Source organism: Geobacillus sp. PK12, assembly GCF_004123125.1.
Classification (GTDB): Bacteria; Bacillota; Bacilli; order Bacillales; family Anoxybacillaceae; genus Geobacillus; species Geobacillus zalihae.
In genome coordinates, this window is record NZ_SDKL01000013.1 from 135,698 (window position 1) to 157,812 (window position 22,115).

Below are 22,115 nucleotides of genomic sequence, written 5' to 3' on the forward strand. Positions count from 1 at the left end.
AGTTTTATTGTATCATTGCGTTCATGAGCTGTCATGGCAAATCGCAAAGGTGTGCGAATGTTTTGCAGGGCAATCTGTATGTTGGAACGAATATAGTAAGCGAAAGGATCGAGTTTCTAGTTGATGGAATTCAATGGCATGAAGAGAGCGAAGAATGTTGTGAAAAGTCGAAGAATAAGGGAGATGATCAAGTTGAATTTCACATGGGTCGCTGAACGGTTTCGACGTTTTGCTGTTCATGAATGCCGTGGTTCTAGCCCGTTGTATGAACAGCTTTCTCTCCATATTGCCAGAGATGAGAAGCTTCTCTATCTTGCTTCGCATGCCCGCAGCGGTCAACCGATTCCCAACTTGTTGTTCGGAGCGGTGCATGATTTGTTGCTAAAAGGGTATGAACATGGGTTGCGCGAATTTTACGGAAGTATTGTTAAGGAGCCGCGGGCACCGGAAGCTGCTTTTCCTTATTTTCGCGATTTTTGTCTTCGTTACTGGGAGGATATAAAGAACATTTTGGTTCACCGGCTCGTGCAAACCAATGAAGTCCGGCGTTGTGCATATTTATACCCCGTGTTTTGTTGCATTTATGAACAAGTGAAAAAGCCTTTGTCACTCATTGAAATTGGCACAAGCGCCGGTCTGCAATTGGCTTGGGATCAGTACCGGTACGATTATGGCTGGGGGCGTCCGTACGGAAATCTGGATTCTGATGTCCTTATTGCATCAAACATTCGTGGCGACCAACGGCCATTATTGTTGCCGGAAAGCCCGCCGGTCGCTGAACGGATCGGTATCGATTTGCATGTGATTGACTTGAAAAAAGAGGATGATCGACGATGGATGAAGGCGCTCATTTGGCCCGAACATAAAGACCGGCGCCAATTGTTTGAAAAGGCAGCCCGATGTCTGGAACAAACGCCGATTCGTCTGATCGAGGGAGACGGGGTTGAACTTCTCTCTGATCTTGTTGCACAAGTTCCGTCCGATACCGTTGTTTGCATCTTCCACACGCATGTCGCGAACCAAATGTCAGATGAGGCAAAGCGTGGATTGCTTGAGCAGCTTCGTGAAATCGGCCGCCAACGGGATTTGTTCCATGTGTATAACAATATGTGGGATCCGAAACTGCATCTGGATCGCATGATCAATGGCCGAGAATGCCGGCAAATCGTTGCCGAAACCGACGGCCATGCCCGCTGGTTTCGTTGGGAGGCGGATGGATGTGGATGAGGAGGCGACAAGGAAACGAAAAAAGAATTCCAAATAAAGTAAGATAACGACTCCCCCGTTCTCGTCCATACTAAACTGTAAAGATGGACGAAATGGGGGAAAACGATGAAACCGTTTGTGCCAAAACTTGTGTATTTCGAACCGGAGGCGTTGTCGTACCCGCTCGGAAAGGAATTGTACGAGAAATTTACACAAATGGGAATCGAGATTCGCGAGACGACATCGCACAACCAAGTGCGCGGCATTCCGGGAGAGACGGAGCTAGCCCGGTATCGAAATGCGAAATCGACGCTCGTTGTTGGCGTGCGGCGGACGCTGAAATTTGATTCATCGAAGCCGTCAGCCGAATACGCCATTCCGTTGGCAACCGGATGTATGGGCCATTGCCATTATTGCTATTTGCAAACGACATTAGGAAGCAAGCCATATATCCGCGTGTATGTCAACTTGGACGACATTTTCGCTCAAGCGCAAACGTATATTGACGAGCGCGCACCCGAGATTACTCGCTTCGAGGCGGCATGCACGTCCGACATTGTCGGGATCGATCATTTGACCCATTCGCTGAAAAAAGCGATTGAGTTTATTGGCGCGACCGACTACGGGCGGCTCCGATTTGTGACGAAGTATGAGCATGTCGACCATTTGCTTGATGCCAAGCATAACGGCAAAACGCGGTTTCGCTTCAGCGTCAACTCCCGCTATGTGATCAACCATTTCGAGCCGGGAACGTCCTCCTTTGACGCGCGGCTTCAAACAGCGCGCAAAGTGGCCGGTGCCGGCTATAAGCTCGGCTTTGTCGTCGCGCCGATTTACCGGCATGACGGCTGGGAACAAGGGTATTTTGAATTGTTTCAGGAGCTCGCCCGGCAATTGGAAGGGGTGGACTTATCTGATTTGACGTTTGAGCTCATCCAGCATCGGTTTACCAAGCCGGCCAAGCGGGTCATCGAGCAGCGTTACCCGAAAACCAAGCTCGATTTGGACGAATCGAAGCGCAAGTATAAGTGGGGGCGGTACGGCATCGGCAAATATGTGTACCGTGACGAGGAAGCGCGGGAGCTGGAGGAAACCATGCGCTCGTATATTGCTCGCTTTTTTCCATCGGCCCAAGTGCAGTATTTTACGTAATGTTCCCTTCATGGTATAATGGGATTGATTGCTATTTTTTGTTTGCCTGGGCGGCCGACTGGCCCGGCAGCGTCTAGCCGAAGCGGGCAAAGCGGCAATGTTCATGAGAGATGCTGACGGCCGCTGCACTTGTCTGCGGCAGACAAATGTAATGGGAGGGGACAAACGTTGCCGACACCAAGCATGGAAGATTATATTGAGCAAATTTACATTTTGATTGAAGAAAAGGGCTATGCCCGCGTCTCTGACATCGCTGAAGCGTTGTCCGTCCATCCCTCCTCGGTGACGAAAATGGTGCAAAAGCTCGATAAAGATGAGTATTTAGTGTATGAGAAATACCGCGGACTCGTCTTGACGCCAAAAGGAAGAAAAATCGGCCAGCGGCTCGTCTACCGCCATGAGCTGCTTGAGCAGTTTCTCCGTTTGATCGGTGTCAGCGAAGAAAACATTTACCGCGACGTGGAAGGGATTGAACACCATTTGAGCTGGAACGCCATCGACCGGATCGGCGATTTGGTGCAGTATTTTCAAGAGGACGAACGCCGCCTTGAAGCGCTGCGCGATGTCCAAAAGCGCAATGAACAAGGAGAGTAAGCCGATGCTTGCTCTTTTTTGTTTGCCGTACTAAATGCCCTCCTTTTTTCTTACATATGTATAAACGGCAAAAAGGGGGAGGCGGCGGTGGACATTGATCTTGTCTTTTCCGGCGGCGGGGTGAAAGGGTTTGCGTTGCTTGGAGCGTATGAAGCGATTGAGGAAAAAGGTCTGCGCTGGAAGCGGCTTGCCGGCACGAGTGCGGGAGCGTTGCTTTCGGCGTTGCTATCGGCAGGCTACAGCGCCCGCGACATCGCCCGACTGCTTGAGGAGTTGGAGTTGGAGCAGTTTTTGGATGAACGGCCGCTATGGATTCCGTTTTCGCTTTGGAAATGGGTGCGCTTGTATTGGCATCTTGGGCTGTATCAAGGAAAGGCGTTTGAGCGGTGGCTCGAGGCGGCGCTCGCCGCCCGCGGCGTGCGGACGTTTCAAGATGTGCCGGCCGGCAGTTTGTATATCGTCGCTTCCGATGTGACGAACGGGCGCATCGTCGTGCTGCCGGACGATTTAGCCATATACGGCATTGACCCTGGGTCGTTTTCCATCGCCAAGGCAGTGCGGATGAGCATCAGCATTCCTTATTTCTTTGAGCCGGTCCGCCTTCGCGGGCGAAACGGTGTGGCTTTCATTGTCGACGGGGGGGTGCTCAGCAACTTTCCGCTGTTTTTGTTCGATGAAGAAAAGAAGAAAAAACGGCCGGTGCTGGGCGTTCAGCTGAGCCCAAAACCAGGGGAGCGGCCGAAACGAACGATCACCAATGCGCTCGATTTGTATGAGGCGCTGTTTGCGGCCATGAGAGAGGCGCATGATGCGCGCTACATTTCGCGTCGCCATGAAAAAAACATCGTCTTTTTGCCGGTGGACAACGTTATTTCTACGGAATTTTCCATCGAACTGGAAGCGCGCCGGCGCCTGATCGATTACGGACGCGAGCGGACGCGGCAGTTTTTGCGCCAATGGGCGTACTAGACGGGAAAGCGACAATAGGTCACACCTCTGCCGCCGATTTTTCAGCTGAACGGCAGAGGCAAACAAAAAAGAATCAAGCTAAAACGAAGCTCGATTCTTTTTTTTGCCTTTTTTGCCCTCGATCACGGTCAAGTGCGGAATGGCCGTCCGTTTTTTCAGCGGCCGCTTCAGTTTCGCCGGCTTTGCTTGTTTGCGCCCGGAGCGGGGATGGAGCTTTTTCGACTGCCGCACCGCCTTTAAATACGATAACCGATCTTTATCGGTGCGGCGTTGGTATACGAACCGGTAGAAGAGATAAATGGCGGCCAAAAACAGCGCAACAAACAACAGCTGGCGGAACAGCACCGTCGGATGGGCAAAAAGGGTATAGACAATGCCAAGCGTTCCAAGCAAAATCATAAGCCCGACAAGCGGATGAATGGCCCGGCGCCGCAATGAGTCCACCCCCTTTGATCGATTACTGCACCGCTTGTTTCCTTTCGGCTTCCGCTTCCAAATCGAGAAGCCGCTGAAACGAGGCGATGGCCACTTCCACTTGGTCATCGTCCGGTTCTTTTGTCGTCAACCGCTGCAGCCATAGCCCGGGATAACCAAGCCAGCGAAGCAGCGGAATATCTCTCAATTTATTTGTAAACTGCAAGACTTCAAACGAAACGCCAAGCACGACAGGAATTAAAGCGAGCCTGTTTGCGATTCGCAGCCAAAGCGGATCCGTCGGCACGAACAAATAAAGGAATAAGCTGATCATGACCGTAAATAAAATGAAGCTGCTGCCGCATCGGTAGTGAAGGCGCGAGGCGCGCTGGACGTGCTCAACAGTGAGCGGCCACCCCGCTTCAAAGGCGTTGATGACTTTATGTTCCGCCCCGTGGTATTGGAACACGCGCCTAACAAGCGGCGTCAATGAAATAAAGTAAATGTAGCCGAGCAAAAGAGCAAGCTTAAAGGCTCCTTCAAGCAAAATTTGCCCCATTTTCCCCGGTACGAGCGGTTTAAAGGCGTCGGCGGCGAGCGCCGGAACGAGCGTAAAAATGGTTTTGGCGAATAAAAACGATAGCACGCCGATGACGGCGGCGCCGAGAATCAGCCCGAATTTGGAGCGGCTTTCTTCGGCGGCCTGTTTTTCGTCCGAGGACGCCTCATATTGTTCGCTGGCAAACTGCAAATGCTTGGCCCCGTTTGCGCTCGCCTCAATAATGGCGACAATGCCGCGGACAAACGGGATTTTTTTCAGGGCAGCCAGCGTCGGATGGCTGCGGCGAGGCAGCGTAAAATAGTCAATCGTCCCGTCATGGCGGCGAATAGCGGTGACGGAGTGCGTCTTGCCAGCAAACATCACCCCTTCAACGACCGCTTGGCCGCCGTATAACGGTTTCTCCATTGATGATTTCATCAGGCCAACACCAACCTATTTTTTATGTTTATTATTTTATTCTACAAGAAATATCCGGAAACCTCTAGGTTGATGCTACGATTATGATTTCCAAAAAATCCATGATTTACACAAGGGCGGTCATTTTTTCGTTTGATTCATGGGATGGTCGGCTGTCGGTCATACTAACAGACAAGGAGGTGTACGATGATGGCGGAACAAAAAGGGAAGCTTGAGCAGGAGGAGACGGAGCGGCCGATGACGCTCATACAAAAAACGATCATCATCGGGTTTGTCGGCGGGGTGTTTTGGAGTTTGATCGGCTATTTGGCTTATTTTTTCCATTTCAGTGAAATCAGTCCGAATATGATTCTCATCCCGTGGGTGGCCGGGGACTGGAAATATGGGAAAGCCGGCAATTATGCGGCCATCGTGCTGATCGGCATCATTTCCATTGCGGCGGCGCTTTTGTACTACGCGTTCCTGCGCAAGATCGCCGGTATGTGGGCGGGAATGGTATATGGCGTGGTGCTTTGGATGATGGTCTTTTATTTGTTTAATCCACTGTTTCCAAACGTCCAACCAGTTGCAGATTTAGAAACGAATACGATTATTACGACGCTTTGCTTATACATTTTATATGGCGTATTTGTCGGGTATTCGATTTCTTTTGAAACGCAAGAAATGAATCGAACGGCGTTAAATGTCGGAAAAGAGGCGGCAAATGAAGGAAACTGACGAAGCTTCTTTTCGCTCTCATCCGCTGAAGTAAGTGCTGCATCAAGCGCCGCGCGGACGTCTAGCGGAAACGACCATCTTTATGGTAAAATAAAGAAGGTTTTGCATGTTTCAGCATCAGTCCATGGCTGCTGCGGGCGCTCGTGAAACTGGCGCGCCTACGAGGTTTTTCGCGTCATCCTGACCGCGAAGATTTTCTCCGCTCTCGACGCAGGCAGCCAAGGAGACGAGCACACTCTAAGGGAAGAGGAGACGGAAACATGGAAAAGCTGGAAAAGCTTCGGGAGCTTCTTGACGAGCAGCATATCGACGGGCTGTTAGTAACAAACGGCTACAACCGCCGCTATTTGACCGGGTTTACTGGCACGGCCGGCGCTGTACTTGTCAGCCGTCAAGGGGCGGTGTTGGTTACGGACTTCCGCTACGTCGAACAAGCATCGAGGCAAGCCCAAGGGTTTGAAGTCGTCCAGCACAGCGGGCCGATCATCGAAGAAATTGCCAATCAGGTGAAGCGGCTTGGCATCAAGAGGCTTGGCTTTGAGCAAGAACATGTCACCTATGCCGCATACAAGTCGTATGAAGAAGCCATCCGCGCTGAACTCGTGCCAACGTCTTGGCTCGTAGAAAAATTGCGCTTGATTAAGTCAGAGGCAGAGATTAAGATATTAAAGGAAGCAGCAGAAATCGCCGATGCGGCGTTTTCGCACATTTTGTCGTTCATCCGTCCAGGCGTTAAAGAAATCGAAGTGGCGAATGAGCTGGAATTTTTTATGCGCAAACAAGGGGCGTCTTCGTCCTCCTTTGATACGATCGTTGCCTCCGGCTACCGTTCGGCGCTGCCGCACGGGGTGGCGTCAGAGAAAACGATCGAGCGCGGCGAGCTCGTCACGCTTGATTTCGGGGCTTACTATAAAGGGTATTGTTCCGACATTACGAGAACGGTCGCCGTCGGCGACATTAGCGTGGAGCTGCGGACGATCTATGACATCGTTCTTGAAGCGCAGCAACGCGGCATGAACGGGCTCAGGGCAGGCATGACCGGCAAAGAGGCTGATGCGCTCACGCGCGATTACATCCGCGAAAAAGGGTATGGCGACTATTTCGGCCATTCGACCGGCCATGGGATTGGATTGGAAATTCACGAAGGGCCGACGCTTTCGTTCCGTTCGGATGTCGTGCTTGAGCCAGGCATGGTTGTCACCGTCGAGCCGGGCATTTACATCCCGGGGCTTGGCGGGGTGCGCATCGAGGACGATACGGTCATCACTGCTGACGGGAACGAAGCGCTCACCCATTCGCCAAAAGAACTGATCATTTTATAATGGATTGCGTGAGGAGGATTTCGGCTAATGATTTCAGTCAACGATTTTCGCACAGGACTTACGATTGAGGTGGACGGCGAGATTTGGCGCGTCCTTGAATTCCAGCACGTCAAGCCGGGCAAGGGGGCGGCGTTCGTCCGTTCGAAGCTGCGCAATTTGCGCACCGGCGCCATTCAGGAGCGGACGTTCCGCGCCGGCGAAAAAGTGAACCGGGCGCAAATCGACACACGCAAAATGCAATATTTGTACGCCAACGGCGACCAACACGTTTTTATGGATATGGAAACGTACGAACAAATCGAGCTGCCGGCGAAACAAATCGAGCATGAATTGAAGTTCTTGAAAGAGAATATGGAAGTATTTATTATGATGTACCAAGGCGAAACGATCGGCGTCGAGTTGCCGAACACCGTCGAGCTGAAAGTCGTCGAAACAGAGCCGGGCATTAAAGGTGACACCGCTTCTGGCGGTTCGAAGCCGGCGAAGCTCGAAACCGGCCTTGTCGTTCAAGTGCCGTTTTTCGTCAACGAAGGCGACACGCTCATCATTAATACGGCCGACGGCACGTACGTTTCGCGGGCGTAAGCGCAAGCCCGACAGGCACCGTCTCGGACACCTTCCGGGGCGGTGTTTTTTATGCGCAAAATGGGCGACGTTTTGCTCTCCCCCATCGTTTTCCTCAGTAAAAACTTCTTCTGAAACGGCTTGTTTTCGCATACGTTTGTACTAATCGATCCCATTTGGCAAAACAGGAGGGGAACATGAAACATTGGCTGCGATCAATCGACCCGTCCGTTATGGCCATGGCTGGCATGCGGATGGTGTCCGCGTTCATTGAACTGAGCGCGGCGCTGTTGATGCTTGTGTTCAATGACGTGAAAAAAGCGCTTGCCGTTAATGCCGCGCTTGCTGTCGTCGGTCCAACCGTCATGATGGTGACCATGGCGATTGGACTGCTTTCGCTTGCGGACGAGCTCTCGTTTTCACGGCTTGGGCTTGTGGCGCTCGGGATCGCGCTCATTTTGTTCGCAATTTACAAGTAAGGCATAAACGGCGCATTCCGCCCATACATATGAACTAGTCCACAAGAAAAGGGGGAGGGCCATGGAAGCGGTGTGGGGAATTTTGCCGAAAACGGTCGCCGCCGCGTTGCAGCACCATCTTCCTTCATGCCGCCGCGGAATTGAAGAAATCCGCATCCGCGTCTCCCGGCCGCTTGAGGTGATCGTCGACGGAACGGCCCGATTGCTGCCGTATGAAGTGACGAAAGAAGACGGCGTGCATTTGCTCAACAAATTGAGTCATTATTCGATCTATGCCGTCGAAGAAGAGCTGAAGCGCGGATTTATGACGATTGAGGGGGGGCATCGCGTTGGGCTGGCCGGCAAAGTCATTACTGAAGGGGGCAAGGTGAAAGCGATCCGCGATGTTTCCTCGTTTAACATTCGCATCGCCAAGGAACAGATCGGCATCGCCGAGCCGCTGATTCCGTATGTGTACGACGGCCGCTGGCGTCATACGATGATCATCGGCTCGCCGCAGACGGGAAAAACGACGCTCCTGCGCGATGCGGCGCGCTTGATTAGCAGCGGGACGAGGCGCATTCCGGCGCAAAAGGTGGCGATCGTTGACGAACGATCGGAAATCGCTGGCTGTGTGAAAGGGATTCCTCAGTTTTCGTTCGGCCCGCGCCTTGACGTGTTGGACGCCTGCCCGAAAGCGGAAGGGATGATGATGATGATCCGCTCGATGAGCCCTGATGTCATGATTGTCGACGAAATCGGGCGCGAGGAGGACAGCGAGGCAGTGCTTGAAGCGGCCAATGCTGGCGTCTCTGTATGGACGACTGTGCACGGCCGCAACATCCAAGACGTCTGGCAGCGTCCGACGCTCGGACCGGTGATGGAACAAAAGGTGTTTGAACGGTTTATTGAGCTGACGAACATTCCCCATCCCGGCTCAATCCGACGCATTCTCGACGCTGGCGGAACGGTGCTGTATGAAAGGGCGGTGGTCCATCGATGAAATGGTTTGGCGCTCTGTTGATTCTCGCCGCCTCAACATGGCTTGGGTTTGCCGCCGCCCGCGTGTTGCACGAGCGGCCGCGCCAGCTCCGCCAGCTGAAAGCGGCGCTGAGGGCGCTTGAGGCGGAAGTGATGTATGGCCATACGCCGCTTGCCGACGCCGCTATGCATCTCGCCCGGCAAACGGCCGCCCCGTTGTCCGAATTGTTCGAGCGGTTTGCCGCCGCGTTATGCACAGAAGAAACGAGCGCCGCCGAGGCATGGGAAAAAAGCTTGCGAGCCGTATGGGGAAAAACCGCTCTAAAGCAAGGAGAATTTGAAGTGATGAAACAATTTGGCGCCACGCTTGGCCAATACGACCGGCTCACCCAGCAAAGGCAAATCGCGCTGGCGCTCGCCCATCTTGAGCGGGAGGAAGCGGAAGCGCTAGACAACCAGGCGCGCTACGCCAAGATGGCGAAAAGTTTAGGCGTGTTGGCCGGCCTGCTGCTCGTCATTTTACTCATGTAGACAGGAGGCAGAATCATGGGCATCGATGTCGATCTCATTTTGAAAATCGCCGGCGTCGGCATCGTCATCGCGTTTTTGCATACGGTGCTCGATCAGATGGGGAGGAAAGAATACGCCCAATGGGTGACGCTGCTCGGCTTTATTTATATTTTGTTTATGGTCGCTTCCATCGTCAGCGATTTGTTCCAAAAAATCAAGGATGTCTTTTTGTTCCGCGGGTAGGAGGGATCGGCCATTGACATTTTGCAAATCGTCGGCCTCGGGTTGATCGCGACGTTTTTGGTCGTGTTGCTGCAAGAGCAAAAGTCGAATCTCGCCTTTTTGTTGACCGTGTTTGTCGGCTGCACCATTTTTCTGTTGTTGGTCGATCAAATCAGCAGCATTTTGGCGATGTTGCGAAAAATGGCCGAAGGCGCCCATATTCAGATGGTGTATTTAGAGACGATGCTGAAAATCATCGGCATTGCCTACATTGCCGAGTTCGCTGCCCAAATTTCCAAAGACGCCGGCCAAGGGGCGATCGCCGCCAAAATTGAGCTCGGCGGAAAAATCATCATTTTGGCGCTGGCGGTCCCGATTTTGACGGCGATCATTGAAGCGGTCATCGGCCTCATCCCGTCGGCGCGCTAAAGGGGGGAACGGATTGAAGCGAACAGCGTTCCTTATTGTCGGGCTGCTTTCTCTCTTTTTTTGTCCGTTGGTCGTACAAGCCGCAAGCGATGGACCGTCGGTCAGCGAGCAGCTCGCTCAGCTCGATGTGAGCGATATCCGCCGCTATTGGGAAACGATCGTCAGCGAGTATGGAGGGTTTTTGCCGGAAAGCGAGAAAGGGCCGCTCACCGATTTTTTAAGCGGCGACAAGCAATGGTCGCCGGCCGAATGGCTGAAGGCGCTCGCCCGCTATTTGTTTTATGAACTGCAGGTGAACGGCAAACTGCTCGGCACGCTCATTTTGCTTGCTGTCTTCAGCACGGTGCTGCAATCGCTGCAAAATGCGTTCGCTCAGCAGGAAGTAAGCAAAATCGCCCAGGCGGTCGTCTATATGGTGCTCTTGTTGATCGCCTTAAACAGCTTTCGCCTCGCGGCGGATTATGCGCTTGAGGCGGTGCGGACGATGAGCCATTTCATCATCGCCCTCGTTCCGCTGCTGCTCGCCCTGCTCGCCACTTCCGGCGGGGTCGCGTCGGCGGCGTTTTTCCACCCGATCATTTTGTTTGTGATGAACACCACCGGCACGGTCGTTGAATACGTCACCTTGCCGCTTTTGCTTTTGGCTGCGCTGCTTTCTGTCGTCAGCACGCTCAGCGACCGTTACAAGGCGACTCAGCTCGCCGATTTGCTCAACAAAGCCTCCCTCGGTTTGCTCGGCCTCATTTTGACCGTGTTCCTTGGCGTCATGTCCGTGCGAGGAGCGACAGCGGCCGTGGCTGACGGCGTGGCGCTCCGGGCGGCGAAATTTGTCACCGGCAATTTCATCCCGGTCGTCGGCAAGCTGTTCACCGATGCCGCCGATACGGTCGTCGCCGCTTCCATGCTGTTGAAAAATACGGTCGGGTTGGTCGGGGCGGCGATTTTGCTCATGATCGCCATCTTTCCAGCGGTGAAAATTTTCGCCATCGTCATCGTCTACAAACTATCGGCTGCTCTTCTGCAGCCGCTTGGCGGCGGACCGGTATTGTCCTGCCTCAACATCATCGGCAAAAGCATCGCTTACGTGCTGGCGGCGCTGCTCATTGTGTCGCTCATGTTTTTCTTAAGCCTCACCGTCATGGTGATGGCCGGGAACATTACGATGATGGTCCGCTAGGGGGAGCGCTATGCAGCTAGTCATTGAGTGGGTGACAAACATCATTTTGTTTTTGTTGTTTGCTATCATCATCGATTTTTTGCTGCCGTCGGGGACGATGCAAAAATACGTGAAAATGGCTGTCGGGCTTATGCTCGTTCTCGTGATGCTCGCTCCGGTACTCAGGCTCGCTTCCGTTGATCCCGAGCAGCTCATCGCGTCGGCGCTCGTCCATTTTTCCAACGGCCGTGCGGGGGAGGAGGCAATAAAAAATCAAATCGAACAGCAGAAAAAAGAAATACAAGCCTCGCAACGCGCATATATTTTAAAACAAATGGCTGTCCAGCTCGAAAACGATGTCAATGAGGAGTTGATGGAAAAGTATGGGCTGAAAGCGGATGTCAACGTTTACGCCAAGCCAGGCGACGACTGGCGCATGCCGGATGACATCAAGACGATTGAGGTCGTCCTTTCGAAACAGAAGTCAGCCGGTTCGGTGGAACCGGTTGTCATCGATACGACGAAGCCGCCGGCTTTGCCGGAGGGCGATGCTTCGCTGGCAGAGGAGGTGCGCGCTTTTCTCGCCGGCCGATGGGAAATCGATGAAGATAAAATTGACGTGCAATTTAGGGGGAGGGAATAGAGGGGGGATGTTGCCGCTCATCAAACGGCTCTTTTCTTCAGCGCCGAAAGACGGGGAAGGAGCACAGAAAAAATGGCCGTTTTCGTACGTCGTCGTCCTGCTGTTGGCTGGTGTCGCCTTGATGGCGGCAAGCCATTGGGCAAACAGTGGAGAGGAAGCCGAAGCGAAGCCTTCCGCCGGGCAGCCGTCCGCTCCAGCCGAGCCGGCATTCCTGGCAAGCAAGGAGACGAAAGAGAAAGTGATCGCCGCCTATGAGGAGCGGTACGAAAAAGAACTGAAAGCCGCTCTTGAGGCGATCGAAGGGGTGGATGATGTCACGGTCGTCGTCAATCTCGATTCCACGGAGTTGAAACTGTATGAGAAAAAGCGTTCGACTCAGCAGCAGACAACGGAAGAGAGCGACAAGGAAGGCGGGAAGCGGACGATCGAAAACGAGTCGACCAATGAAGAAGTCATCATTATTCATAACGGCGAAGAAGAAACGCCGCTTGTCGTCGCCACGAAAAAGCCGGACATCCGCGGCGTTCTCGTTGTCGCCAAAGGGGCGGATAATTTGCAAATCAAAAAATGGATCGTCGAGGCGGTGACGCGCGTGTTAAACGTTCCGAGCTACCGCGTCGCTGTCTTGCCGAAAAAATGACCGGGTAAGGGGAGGAGATCGGCATGTTGAAAAAACAAACCGTATGGCTGTTGACGATGTTGAGCTTGGTCGTTGTGCTGTCGGTCTATTACGTGACAGCGCCAAAAAATATGAACGACAGTCCGGCATTTACCGCCAATAAGAAAACGGAAAAAACAACCGATCAGCCGAGCGTCGCTGTCGAAGAGGCGAAAAAGCCGTCCGCGTCTGGCGAAACGGGCGACGACTTGTTTACAGCGCTGCGCATGAAAATTGAGGATGAACGGAGCCGGCTGCGCGATGAGCTGAACGCCATTGTCGCTTCAGCGAACGCGACAGCGGAAGAAAAAAATGAAGCGCTCGACAAAATTGAAAAATTGCAAGCATTGTCCGAAAAAGAAGCCACGTTGGAGACGCTCATCAAATCAAAAGGCGGTTATGAAGACGTGCTCGTGCGCGCCGATGACAACCAAGTGCGCGTGACGATCAAAGCGAAACAAAGCTCAGCGAAATCGGCGAATGAAGTCATTCATATGGTGAAAAAAGAAATACCCGATGCTGAATACGTGACGGTTGAGTTTCAGCCGGCTGGATGAACGCGCTGCTCTTTAGGGCAGCTTCTTTTTTTGCGGAAAAGTCTTTTGTTTGTCCTACTGTTGTGTGTATAATCGTTATGGACACGTTTAGGCACCGCCAGAAAGGAACGGGCTGCACGATACTTGGAGAAAGGTGTGAGATCGATGAAAATTCAAGAAATCCGTGAATTGATCCGCTTGGTCGACCAGTCCTCAATTGACGAATTCGTATACGAACAAGGCGAAACAAAAGTACATATGAAAAAAGGAACGGCTGCTGTCGCCGTTGCGTCGGCTGCGGCCGCACAGACGGCGGTCGCGCCGCCGGCGCCTGCCGCTCCGGCCGCGGTCGAACCGGCTTCGGCAGCTGCTCCCGTTCAAGCAGCGGCCTCAGAAGCGCCGGCACCGAAAGCGGAAACGCCGGTAGTCAAAGAAGAAAAGCCGGCTGTGGAAGGCAACTTGCATCAAATTACTTCGCCGATGGTCGGCACGTTCTACGCAGCGCCGGCGCCGGACAAGCCGCCGTATGTGAAGCCGGGCGACAAAGTGAAAAAAGATACGGTCGTTTGCATCATCGAGGCGATGAAGCTGTTTAATGAAATTGAAGCGGAAGTCGATGGCGAAATTGTCGAGGTGTTGGTGCAAAACGGCCAGCTCGTCGAATATGGCCAGCCGTTGTTTTTAGTCAAGCCTGAATAAGGGAGAGAACGGACGATGATCAAAAAAGTGTTGGTGGCGAACCGCGGGGAAATCGCCGTCCGCATCATCCGCGCCTGCCGCGAGCTTGGGATTGAGACGGTCGCTGTCTTTTCGCAAGCCGACCGCGACGCCTTGCACGTGCAGCTGGCTGATGAGGCGTACTGCATCGGGCCGACCGCTTCGAAAGACAGCTATTTAAATTTCACAAACATTATGAGCGTCGCCACGCTGACTGGCTGTGACGCCATCCACCCCGGTTACGGGTTTTTGGCGGAAAATGAAGCGTTCGCGGAGCTGTGCCGTGAATGCAACGTGACATTTATCGGCCCAAGTCCGGAAGCGATTGCAAAAATGGGCATGAAAGACATCGCTCGCGAGACGATGCGCGAGGCGGGGGTGCCGATCGTGCCTGGGTCGCGCGGGGTTATCGAAAGCCTTGATGAGGCGCGGGCGATTGCCGAAGAGATCGGCTATCCGGTCATCATTAAAGCGACGGCCGGCGGCGGCGGGAAAGGAATCCGCGTCGCCCGCGACGAAGGCGAGCTCGTCAAAGGCATCAACATCACCCAGCAGGAAGCGGCGACGGCGTTTGGCAACCCAGGCGTCTATATTGAAAAATATATCGAAGATTTCCGCCATGTCGAAATTCAAGTGCTCGCTGATTCGTACGGCAATACGATTCATCTCGGTGAGCGCGACTGCTCGATCCAGCGCCGGCTGCAAAAACTGGTCGAGGAAGCGCCGTCGCCGGCCATTGACGACGAGATGCGCCGGAAGATGGGCGAGGCAGCCGTCAAGGCGGCAAAAGCGGTCAACTACACCGGCGCCGGCACGGTTGAATTTATTTATGACCACCGGAACAAGCAATTTTACTTCATGGAGATGAATACGCGCATTCAAGTCGAGCATCCGGTCACCGAACTGATCACCGGCATCGATTTGGTCAAGGAGCAAATCCGCATCGCCGCCGGTGAAAAGCTGTCGATCACCCAAGAGGACGTCACGTTTAACGGCTGGGCGATCGAGTGCCGGATCAACGCCGAAAATCCAGCGAAAAACTTTATGCCGTCGCCGGGGAAAATCGCCATGTACCTGCCGCCGGGCGGCCCGGGCGTGCGCGTCGATTCCGCCGTCTATCCAGGCTATACGATCCCGCCGTATTATGATTCGATGATCGCCAAATTGATCGTTCATGCGCCGACGCGTGCGGAAGCGATCGCCCGCATGAGACGGGCGCTTTCGGAGTTTATCATCGAAGGCATTCATACAACGATTCCGTTCCACATAAAATTAATGGAGCATGAGAATTTTCAAAGCGGTGAGTTTAATACGAAGTTTTTGGAGTTATATGATATTATGAAGGCGGAATAGGAGGTGCCTTATGTCTGAGCATGTCTTTGAAACAGAGCAAGTGTACCCGGCGCTCGGCAAGGTGGAAATTGCACCGGAAGTGATTGAGGTGATCGCTGGCATCGCGGCGTCAGAAGTCGACGGCATCGCGCAAATGCGCGGCAATTTTGCCGCCGGCGTCGCCGAGCGGTTTGGAAAGAAACACCATGGCAAAGGCGTCAAGGTTGATTTGCGCGACGACGGCGTCGTCATCGATCTTTATTGCCTCGTCCAGTTTGGCGCATCGATTCCGAACGTGGCGAAAAAGGTGCAGGAAAATGTGCGCCAGGCGCTTTGGAACATGACCGGCCTCGAGGCGAGCGAAGTGAACGTTCATATCGTCGGCATCCAGTTTGAGGGCGGCAAGCAGGAACAAGGCGTGGTCGAACAGTGATCTCGCAAGGCAGTTGCTTTTTCGGCGGCTGCCTTTTTGTTTTTTTGGCCAAAGTTTGTTATTGTAATGAACGAGGCCGTTATGGCGCAACCAACGGCAGCGCGAATGATTTGTGGGAAAAGGCTGGCTTTTTCCGAAAAATATGATATGATTTCATTGTGAATGTTCGTTTTTTTGGAAAGGGGGACCGCCATGAAGCGGCATGAAGCACGGGAAAAGGCGTTGCAGGCGCTGTTTCAAATCGATGTCGGACGCATTCCACCAGACGAGGCGCTCCACAATGTCACGGGCGGCGGCGACATCGACCCGTTTTTGCGCCAGCTCGTCTTTGGCGTCGTCGAGCACCAGGAGGAGATTGACGAGCTGTTGCGCGCCAATTTGGAAAAATGGACGCTTGAACGCGTCGCCAACGTTGACCGCGCCATTTTGCGCATGGCGACGTACGAGATGAAATACGCCGATGATGTGCCGGTAAGCGTCAGCCTCGATGAGGCGGTCGAGCTGGCGAAAAAATTCGGCGATTGGAAATCCGGAAGTTTTGTCAACGGCGTGCTTTCGAAAGTGAAGGCGGCGCTGCAAAAATAAAACCGGCTGCATCGCGGGCAGATATCGAACGATGAACGAGGAGAGGGGAACGAAACACGATGACAGCACAAATCATTAGCGGAACGGAGATGGCGAGGACGATTCGCACCGCATTGGCGGATGAAGCCGCACAGTTGAAAGCGGACGGCGTTGAGCCGGGGCTGGCCGTCATTCTAGTCGGCGACGATCCGGCATCGCATTCGTATGTAAAAGGAAAACAAAAAGCGTGCGCCGAGGTCGGCATTCGCTCGTTCCTTTACACGTTTCCGGCGGCGATCGACGAAGAGACGCTGCTTGCGAAAATCCGCGAGTTAAACGTCGATCCGGCGGTGCACGGCATTTTAGTGCAGCTGCCGCTGCCGGATCACATTTGCGAATGGTCGGTCATTGAAACGATCGCACCGGAAAAAGATGTCGATGGGTTTCACCCGATCAATGTCGGAAAAATGATGATCGGCCAACGGGCGTTTCTCCCTTGCACTCCGCATGGCATTTTAGTGATGGTGCAATCGGCCGGCATTGACATCGCCGGCAAGCACGTCGTCGTCGTCGGCCGAAGCAACATCGTCGGCAAACCGGTTGGCCAGCTGTTTTTGCGCGAACATGCCACCGTCACCTACACTCACTCGAAAACGCCGGATTTGGCCGCCATCACTCGGCAGGCGGACATTTTGATCGTCGCTGTCGGCAAGGCGCGCCTCATCGGCCCGGAACACATCAAGCCCGGGGCGGTCGTCATCGACGTCGGCGTCAACCGGCTTGAGAACGGCAAATTGTGCGGCGATGTCGATTTTGACGCTGTGAAAGAAGTGGCTGGCTATATGACGCCGGTGCCGGGTGGAGTCGGGCCGATGACGATTACAATGCTCTTGCACAACACGATTGAAGCGGCACGGCAGCTGGCCGCAAAGTGAGGGCAGGATCAGTGGAAGTGAAATATGTGACGGTCGGGGCGTTGACGAAGTACATCAAACGCAAGTTCGATGTCGACCCGCATTTGCGCGATCTATGGGTGAAGGGCGAGATTTCGAATTTTAAGCAGCATTCGCGCGGCCATATGTATTTTACGTTGAAAGACAGCCAAGGACGCATTGCCGCCGTCATGTTCGCCGGCTACAACCAGCATTTGCCGTTCCGCCCTGAAGATGGGATGAACGTGCTCGCGCGCGGGGAAATTTCCGTCTATGAACCGAACGGCAACTATCAGCTTTATGTCAAAGAAATGCAGCCGGAAGGTGTCGGAAGCCTCTATCTAGCCTACGAACAGCTGAAGCAGCGGCTCGAGGCGGAAGGGTTGTTTTCGCCGGTCCATAAAAAGCCGCTTCCAGCCTTCCCTCGCTGCATCGGCGTCGTTACATCGCCGACTGGAGCGGCGGTGCGCGATATTATGACGACGATTCGCCGCCGCTATCCGCTCGCTAAAGTCATTTTGTTTCCAGCGCTCGTTCAAGGGGACGGGGCGGCGCCCTCCATCGTGCGCGCCATCGAGCGGGCGAATGCGTTCGGCGGGGTTGATGTGCTGATTGTCGGCCGCGGCGGCGGCTCGATCGAAGAATTGTGGGCGTTCAATGAAGAAATCGTCGCTCGCGCCATCTTCGCCTCAAAAATACCGATTATTTCCGCTGTCGGCCATGAAACAGATTTTACGATCGCCGACTTTGTCGCCGATTTGCGGGCGCCGACGCCGACGGCAGCAGCTGAGATGGCGGCGCCGCATGTTGGGGAGCTCGCTGAGCGGCTCGCCGAGCGGAAATGGCGGCTCATCCGCGCCATGAAAGAGCAGCTTGCCGCTGATAAAGAGCAGCTTCGCCGGCTGCAAGGATCCTACGCATTCCGCTATCCCAAGCGGCTCTATGAACAAAAAGAACAGCAGCTTGATGCGTTGCTTGAGCGGCTTAGCCGCCAACGCGAACGGCTCGTCGACAAACATCGTCAGCGGTTGCATGAGCTTGACATGAGACTATGGCGGCACCATCCAGCTGCAGAGCTTGAGCGGATGAAAGAACGGCAAAAGGCGGCCGCCAATGCGCTGGAAAAAGCGATGCGCACCGCGGTGGAGCGCCATCGGTTCCGCTTTCGCTCCAACCTCGCCCGGCTTGAGGCGCTCAGTCCGCTTCGCATCATGGAGCGCGGCTACAGCTTGGTGTACAATGAGCAGGGCGAGCTCGTGAAACGAACGAACCAGCTTCGAATCGGCGAGCATCTTTCCATTCAAGTTCAAGACGGACGAGTCGATTGTCAAGTGACGGGAGTGGAGGAAAAACACGTATGAGCGAAGAAAAAGAGATGACGTTTGAAGAAGCGATGAAAAAACTGGAGGAAATCGTCGAAAAGCTCGAGGAAGGGAACGTGCCGCTTGAGGAGGCGATCGCCTTTTTTCAAGAAGGCATGAAACTGTCCAAGCTTTGCCATGATAAATTGCAGCATGTGGAGAAACAGTTGGAGTACATGCTGCGTGAAGACGGCGAGCTTGTCCCTTTTTCGCCGGAGGAGGAGTGACGGGTGGCGCAGCTTTCGGTTGAACAGTTTCTCAACGAACAAAAACGGGCCGTCGAGGCGGCGCTTTCCTCCTATATGGCGCGGCTTCGTGGGCCGGAGACGCTGAAAAAGGCGATGGCCTACTCGCTTGAGGCCGGCGGCAAACGAATCCGCCCGCTTTTGTTGCTGGCGACCATCCAAGCGCTTGGCAAAGACCCGGCGATCGGTCTGCCAGTCGCTTGCGCCATTGAAATGATCCATACGTACTCGCTCATTCATGATGATTTGCCAAGCATGGACAACGATGATTTGCGGCGCGGCAAACCGACGAACCATAAAGTGTTCGGCGAGGCGATGGCCATTTTGGCCGGGGACGCTTTGTTGACGTATGCCTTTCAATTGATGGCCGAAATCGATGATGATCGCGTGCCGCCTCCCGTCCGTCTGCAGCTCATCGAGCAGCTCGCGAAGGCGGCCGGCCCGGAAGGCATGGTCGCTGGACAGGCGGCTGATATGGAGGCGGAAGGAAAAACGCTGGCGCTTGCGGAACTGGAATACATCCACCGCCATAAGACGGGGAAAATGCTGCAATACAGCGTGCACGCCGGCGCCCTGCTTGGCGGCGCCGATGGTCGGCAGACGCGCGAACTCAACGAGTTCGCCGCACATTTAGGCCTCGCCTTTCAAATTCGCGACGATATTTTGGACATTGAAGGAATGGAAGAAAAAATCGGCAAGCGAGTCGGCAGCGACCGCGACAACAAGAAGGCGACATATCCGGTGCTTCTTTCGCTAGGCGGTGCTAAAGAGAAACTGGCGTTTCACATTGACGCCGCGAAGCGCCATTTGCAGCAAGCCAAAATCGATGACGCGGTGCTGGCCTACATTTGCGAGCTTGTCGCGGTCCGCGACCACTGATGCGGGGCGGCCGCCTCTTGTTCCCGTTGTTCGCTTTCCTGCGGGGCGGAGGCGGCCTTGTTTTTTTGGTTGTTTTCCGCCGGGCGGCCGCCGCAAGTTCTATAGATACACCACAAAACGCGTCCTAGTGGTGACGGGCTGCGTTGGCGGGAAAAGTCGATTTTTCGCGCCGGATCATGTATAATAATACTACCTGTACGAGGAGAAACGGCTCGGAGAACGACAGAATGAAAGCGAGTGATCTTTGTTGGACTTGACAAAAATTGACCATCCGCGCGTTGTCAAAAACATGTCCATTCCTGAGCTGAAACGGTTAAGCGCCGAGATTCGGCGGTTTTTAATTGAGAAGTTGTCGAAAACAGGCGGACATATCGGCCCGAACTTAGGGGTCGTCGAGCTGACGATCGCCCTCCACCGCGAATTCGACAGCCCAAAAGACAAGCTCATTTGGGATGTCGGACACCAGTCATACGTGCATAAAATTTTGACCGGACGCGCCGCCGCGTTCGACACGCTCCGCCAATACAAAGGGCTGTCCGGGTTCCCGAAACGGAGCGAAAGCGAGCATGACGTGTGGGAAACGGGCCATAGCTCGACGTCGCTGTCGGCGGCGATGGGAATGGCGATCGCCCGTGATTTGAAAGGGACGGATGAATACATCGTGCCGATCATCGGCGACGGGGCGCTCACCGGCGGCATGGCGCTTGAGGCGCTCAACCATATCGGGCATGAGAAAACGGATATGATTGTCATCTTAAACGACAATGAAATGTCGATCGCCCCGAACGTCGGCGCGTTGCACAACATCCTCGGTCGGTTGCGCACCGCAGGCAAATACCAGTGGGTGAAAGATGAACTGGAGCTGCTGCTCAAGCGCATCCCAGCGGTCGGCGGCAAGTTGGCGGCGACGGCCGAGCGGCTGAAAGACAGCTTGAAATATTTGCTTGTCTCCGGCGTGTTTTTCGAAGAGCTCGGGTTTACGTATTTAGGCCCGGTCGACGGCCACGATTTTGAGGATTTGCTTGAGAACTTGCGCTATGCGAAGAAGATGAAAGGCCCCGTGCTTGTCCATGTCATCACGAAGAAGGGAAAAGGGTACAGTCCGGCGGAAAACGACAAAGTCGGCACATGGCACGGCACAGGGCCGTACAAAATCGAAACCGGCGCTTTTGTCAAAACGAAAGAGGCAGGTCCGTCATGGAGCGCGCTTGTCAGCGAAACCGTGCGCCGGCTCGCCCGCACCGACCCGCGCATCGTCGCGATTACGCCGGCGATGCCGGTCGGCTCGAAGCTGGAAGGGTTCGCAAGCGAGTTCCCCGATCGGATGTTTGATGTTGGCATCGCCGAGCAGCATGCGACAACGCTTGCGGCTGGATTGGCGACGCAAGGGATGAAACCGTTTTTGGCCATTTATTCGACATTTTTGCAGCGCGCCTATGACCAAGTCGTCCATGATGTATGCCGGCAAAACTTAAATGTCTTTTTCGCCATTGACCGTGCTGGGTTGGTCGGGGCGGACGGCGAAACGCACCAAGGGGTGTTTGACATCGCCTTTTTGCGCCATGTGCCGAACTTGGTGTTGATGATGCCAAAAGACGAAAACGAAGGACAGCACATGGTGTACACCGCCATCCGCTACGACGACGGGCCAATCGCCATGCGTTTCCCGCGCGGCAACGGGCTTGGCGTACCGCTTGATGAGGAGCTGAAAGAAATCCCAATCGGCACGTGGGAAGTGTTGCGCGACGGCTGCGATGCGGCGATTTTGACGTTTGGCACGACGATTTCGATGGCGCTTAAGGCGGCCGACGAGCTGGCGAAAGACGGCATATCGGTGAAAGTCGTCAACGCTCGCTTTTTGAAGCCGATGGACGTGGCGATGCTTCACGAACTGCTTGAGAGCCGCCTGCCGATCTTAACGGTCGAAGAGGCGGTGCTGCAAGGCGGCTTTGGCAGTGCTGTGTTGGAGTTTGCTCATGATCATGGTTATCACGGAGCGGTCATCGAACGGATGGGCATCCCGGACCGCTTTATCGAACATGGAAGCGTCAGCGAGCTGCTCAATGAAATCGGGCTGACGTCGACCCATATCATCGACCGCATCAAAACGATGGTGCCAAGAAAACAGAAAAGGGCTTGAGA

The 22,115-nt window shown here is 54.2% G+C and carries 27 protein-coding genes; 25 read left to right on the forward strand and 2 right to left on the reverse strand.

What is annotated here, in order from left to right:
- Positions 1-192 precede the first annotated feature (192 nt).
- The 4 genes from ETR37_RS06825 (at position 193) to ETR37_RS06840 (ending at position 3,921) form a co-directional block, all read left to right on the forward strand.
- Positions 193-1,227, forward strand: coding sequence for a DUF2332 domain-containing protein (locus tag ETR37_RS06825; RefSeq protein ID WP_033013471.1), 1,035 nt, complete (start codon positions 193-195; stop codon positions 1,225-1,227).
- 105 nt (positions 1,228-1,332) lie between these two features.
- Positions 1,333-2,358 carry a spore photoproduct lyase gene (gene splB, locus ETR37_RS06830; protein ID WP_015375385.1) on the forward strand — a complete coding sequence of 342 codons (1,026 nt, stop codon included), beginning with the start codon at positions 1,333-1,335 and terminating at the stop codon, positions 2,356-2,358.
- A gap of 168 nt (positions 2,359-2,526) precedes the next feature.
- On the forward strand, positions 2,527-2,952 hold the full coding sequence (gene mntR / locus ETR37_RS06835) for a transcriptional regulator MntR (protein ID WP_011231898.1): 426 nt from the start codon (positions 2,527-2,529) through the stop codon (positions 2,950-2,952).
- A gap of 87 nt (positions 2,953-3,039) precedes the next feature.
- Positions 3,040-3,921 carry a patatin-like phospholipase family protein gene (locus tag ETR37_RS06840; RefSeq protein ID WP_015375384.1) on the forward strand — a complete coding sequence of 294 codons (882 nt, stop codon included), beginning with the start codon at positions 3,040-3,042 and terminating at the stop codon, positions 3,919-3,921.
- A gap of 78 nt (positions 3,922-3,999) precedes the next feature.
- Here ETR37_RS06840 and ETR37_RS06845 read toward each other — a convergent pair whose 3' ends face one another.
- Both ETR37_RS06845 and ETR37_RS06850 read right to left on the reverse strand, forming a co-directional pair.
- Complete coding sequence (locus tag ETR37_RS06845; RefSeq protein WP_013144760.1) at positions 4,000-4,356, reverse strand: SA1362 family protein; 357 nt, start codon at positions 4,354-4,356, stop codon at positions 4,000-4,002.
- 22 nt (positions 4,357-4,378) lie between these two features.
- Positions 4,379-5,314: a DUF1385 domain-containing protein gene (locus tag ETR37_RS06850; RefSeq protein WP_015375383.1), complete on the reverse strand. Its 936-nt coding sequence runs from the start codon at positions 5,312-5,314 to the stop codon at positions 4,379-4,381.
- 186 nt (positions 5,315-5,500) lie between these two features.
- Here ETR37_RS06850 and ETR37_RS06855 point away from each other — a divergent pair, with 186 nt between their 5' ends.
- The 21 genes from ETR37_RS06855 (at position 5,501) to dxs (ending at position 22,113) form a co-directional block, all read left to right on the forward strand.
- Complete coding sequence (locus ETR37_RS06855; protein ID WP_129447062.1) at positions 5,501-6,031, forward strand: YqhR family membrane protein; 531 nt, start codon at positions 5,501-5,503, stop codon at positions 6,029-6,031.
- A 260-nt stretch (positions 6,032-6,291) separates the two neighbouring features.
- Positions 6,292-7,353, forward strand: coding sequence for a M24 family metallopeptidase (locus ETR37_RS06860; RefSeq protein ID WP_031206532.1), 1,062 nt, complete (start codon positions 6,292-6,294; stop codon positions 7,351-7,353).
- Positions 7,354-7,380: 27 nt separating this feature from the next.
- A complete protein-coding gene (gene efp / locus ETR37_RS06865; protein ID WP_011231892.1) occupies positions 7,381-7,938 on the forward strand; it encodes an elongation factor P in 558 nt (185 codons plus the stop codon).
- A 176-nt stretch (positions 7,939-8,114) separates the two neighbouring features.
- Positions 8,115-8,396 (forward strand): YqhV family protein, encoded by a 282-nt coding sequence (locus tag ETR37_RS06870; RefSeq protein WP_011231891.1) that lies wholly within the window; start codon positions 8,115-8,117, stop codon positions 8,394-8,396.
- A gap of 61 nt (positions 8,397-8,457) precedes the next feature.
- Positions 8,458-9,378, forward strand: coding sequence for a stage III sporulation protein AA (gene spoIIIAA, locus ETR37_RS06875; RefSeq protein ID WP_011231890.1), 921 nt, complete (start codon positions 8,458-8,460; stop codon positions 9,376-9,378).
- Entirely contained in the window at positions 9,375-9,887 is a 513-nt protein-coding gene (gene spoIIIAB, locus ETR37_RS06880) for a stage III sporulation protein SpoIIIAB (RefSeq protein WP_011231889.1), read from the forward strand. The genes spoIIIAA and spoIIIAB overlap by 4 nt, the downstream gene beginning before the upstream one ends.
- A 15-nt stretch (positions 9,888-9,902) precedes the next feature.
- Positions 9,903-10,109, forward strand: a complete 207-nt coding sequence (gene spoIIIAC, locus ETR37_RS06885) for a stage III sporulation protein AC (protein ID WP_011231888.1) — start codon at positions 9,903-9,905, stop codon at positions 10,107-10,109.
- Between the two features lie 21 nt (positions 10,110-10,130).
- Positions 10,131-10,517: a stage III sporulation protein AD gene (gene spoIIIAD / locus ETR37_RS06890; RefSeq protein ID WP_011231887.1), complete on the forward strand. Its 387-nt coding sequence runs from the start codon at positions 10,131-10,133 to the stop codon at positions 10,515-10,517.
- A 13-nt stretch (positions 10,518-10,530) separates the two neighbouring features.
- Positions 10,531-11,694, forward strand: coding sequence for a stage III sporulation protein AE (spoIIIAE, locus tag ETR37_RS06895; RefSeq protein WP_011231886.1), 1,164 nt, complete (start codon positions 10,531-10,533; stop codon positions 11,692-11,694).
- Between the two features lie 10 nt (positions 11,695-11,704).
- Entirely contained in the window at positions 11,705-12,316 is a 612-nt protein-coding gene (gene spoIIIAF / locus ETR37_RS06900) for a stage III sporulation protein AF (RefSeq protein WP_015375379.1), read from the forward strand.
- Positions 12,317-12,323: 7 nt separating this feature from the next.
- On the forward strand, positions 12,324-12,956 hold the full coding sequence (spoIIIAG, locus tag ETR37_RS06905; protein ID WP_011231884.1) for a stage III sporulation protein AG: 633 nt from the start codon (positions 12,324-12,326) through the stop codon (positions 12,954-12,956).
- Between the two features lie 23 nt (positions 12,957-12,979).
- Positions 12,980-13,531, forward strand: a complete 552-nt coding sequence (locus ETR37_RS06910; RefSeq protein ID WP_063193019.1) for a SpoIIIAH-like family protein — start codon at positions 12,980-12,982, stop codon at positions 13,529-13,531.
- 144 nt (positions 13,532-13,675) lie between these two features.
- Positions 13,676-14,209 carry an acetyl-CoA carboxylase biotin carboxyl carrier protein gene (gene accB / locus ETR37_RS06915; RefSeq protein WP_011231882.1) on the forward strand — a complete coding sequence of 178 codons (534 nt, stop codon included), beginning with the start codon at positions 13,676-13,678 and terminating at the stop codon, positions 14,207-14,209.
- A gap of 15 nt (positions 14,210-14,224) precedes the next feature.
- Entirely contained in the window at positions 14,225-15,580 is a 1,356-nt protein-coding gene (accC, locus tag ETR37_RS06920) for an acetyl-CoA carboxylase biotin carboxylase subunit (RefSeq protein WP_060787684.1), read from the forward strand.
- Positions 15,581-15,590: 10 nt separating this feature from the next.
- Entirely contained in the window at positions 15,591-15,992 is a 402-nt protein-coding gene (locus tag ETR37_RS06925) for an Asp23/Gls24 family envelope stress response protein (RefSeq protein ID WP_011231880.1), read from the forward strand.
- A gap of 192 nt (positions 15,993-16,184) precedes the next feature.
- Positions 16,185-16,577, forward strand: coding sequence for a transcription antitermination factor NusB (gene nusB / locus ETR37_RS06930; protein ID WP_011231879.1), 393 nt, complete (start codon positions 16,185-16,187; stop codon positions 16,575-16,577).
- A 59-nt stretch (positions 16,578-16,636) separates the two neighbouring features.
- The gene (gene folD, locus ETR37_RS06935) at positions 16,637-17,491 is read left to right on the forward strand and encodes a bifunctional methylenetetrahydrofolate dehydrogenase/methenyltetrahydrofolate cyclohydrolase FolD (protein WP_060787683.1); all 855 of its coding nucleotides are present in this window, start codon (positions 16,637-16,639) and stop codon (positions 17,489-17,491) included.
- Positions 17,492-17,502: 11 nt separating this feature from the next.
- Positions 17,503-18,849 (forward strand): exodeoxyribonuclease VII large subunit, encoded by a 1,347-nt coding sequence (xseA, locus tag ETR37_RS06940; protein ID WP_129447063.1) that lies wholly within the window; start codon positions 17,503-17,505, stop codon positions 18,847-18,849.
- Entirely contained in the window at positions 18,846-19,076 is a 231-nt protein-coding gene (locus ETR37_RS06945; RefSeq protein ID WP_012820585.1) for an exodeoxyribonuclease VII small subunit, read from the forward strand. The genes xseA and ETR37_RS06945 overlap by 4 nt, the downstream gene beginning before the upstream one ends.
- 3 nt (positions 19,077-19,079) lie before the next feature.
- Positions 19,080-19,973, forward strand: a complete 894-nt coding sequence (locus tag ETR37_RS06950) for a polyprenyl synthetase family protein (RefSeq protein ID WP_012820586.1) — start codon at positions 19,080-19,082, stop codon at positions 19,971-19,973.
- Positions 19,974-20,220: 247 nt separating this feature from the next.
- Positions 20,221-22,113: a 1-deoxy-D-xylulose-5-phosphate synthase gene (gene dxs / locus ETR37_RS06955; RefSeq protein ID WP_033004878.1), complete on the forward strand. Its 1,893-nt coding sequence runs from the start codon at positions 20,221-20,223 to the stop codon at positions 22,111-22,113.
- Positions 22,114-22,115: the final 2 nt, after the last annotated feature.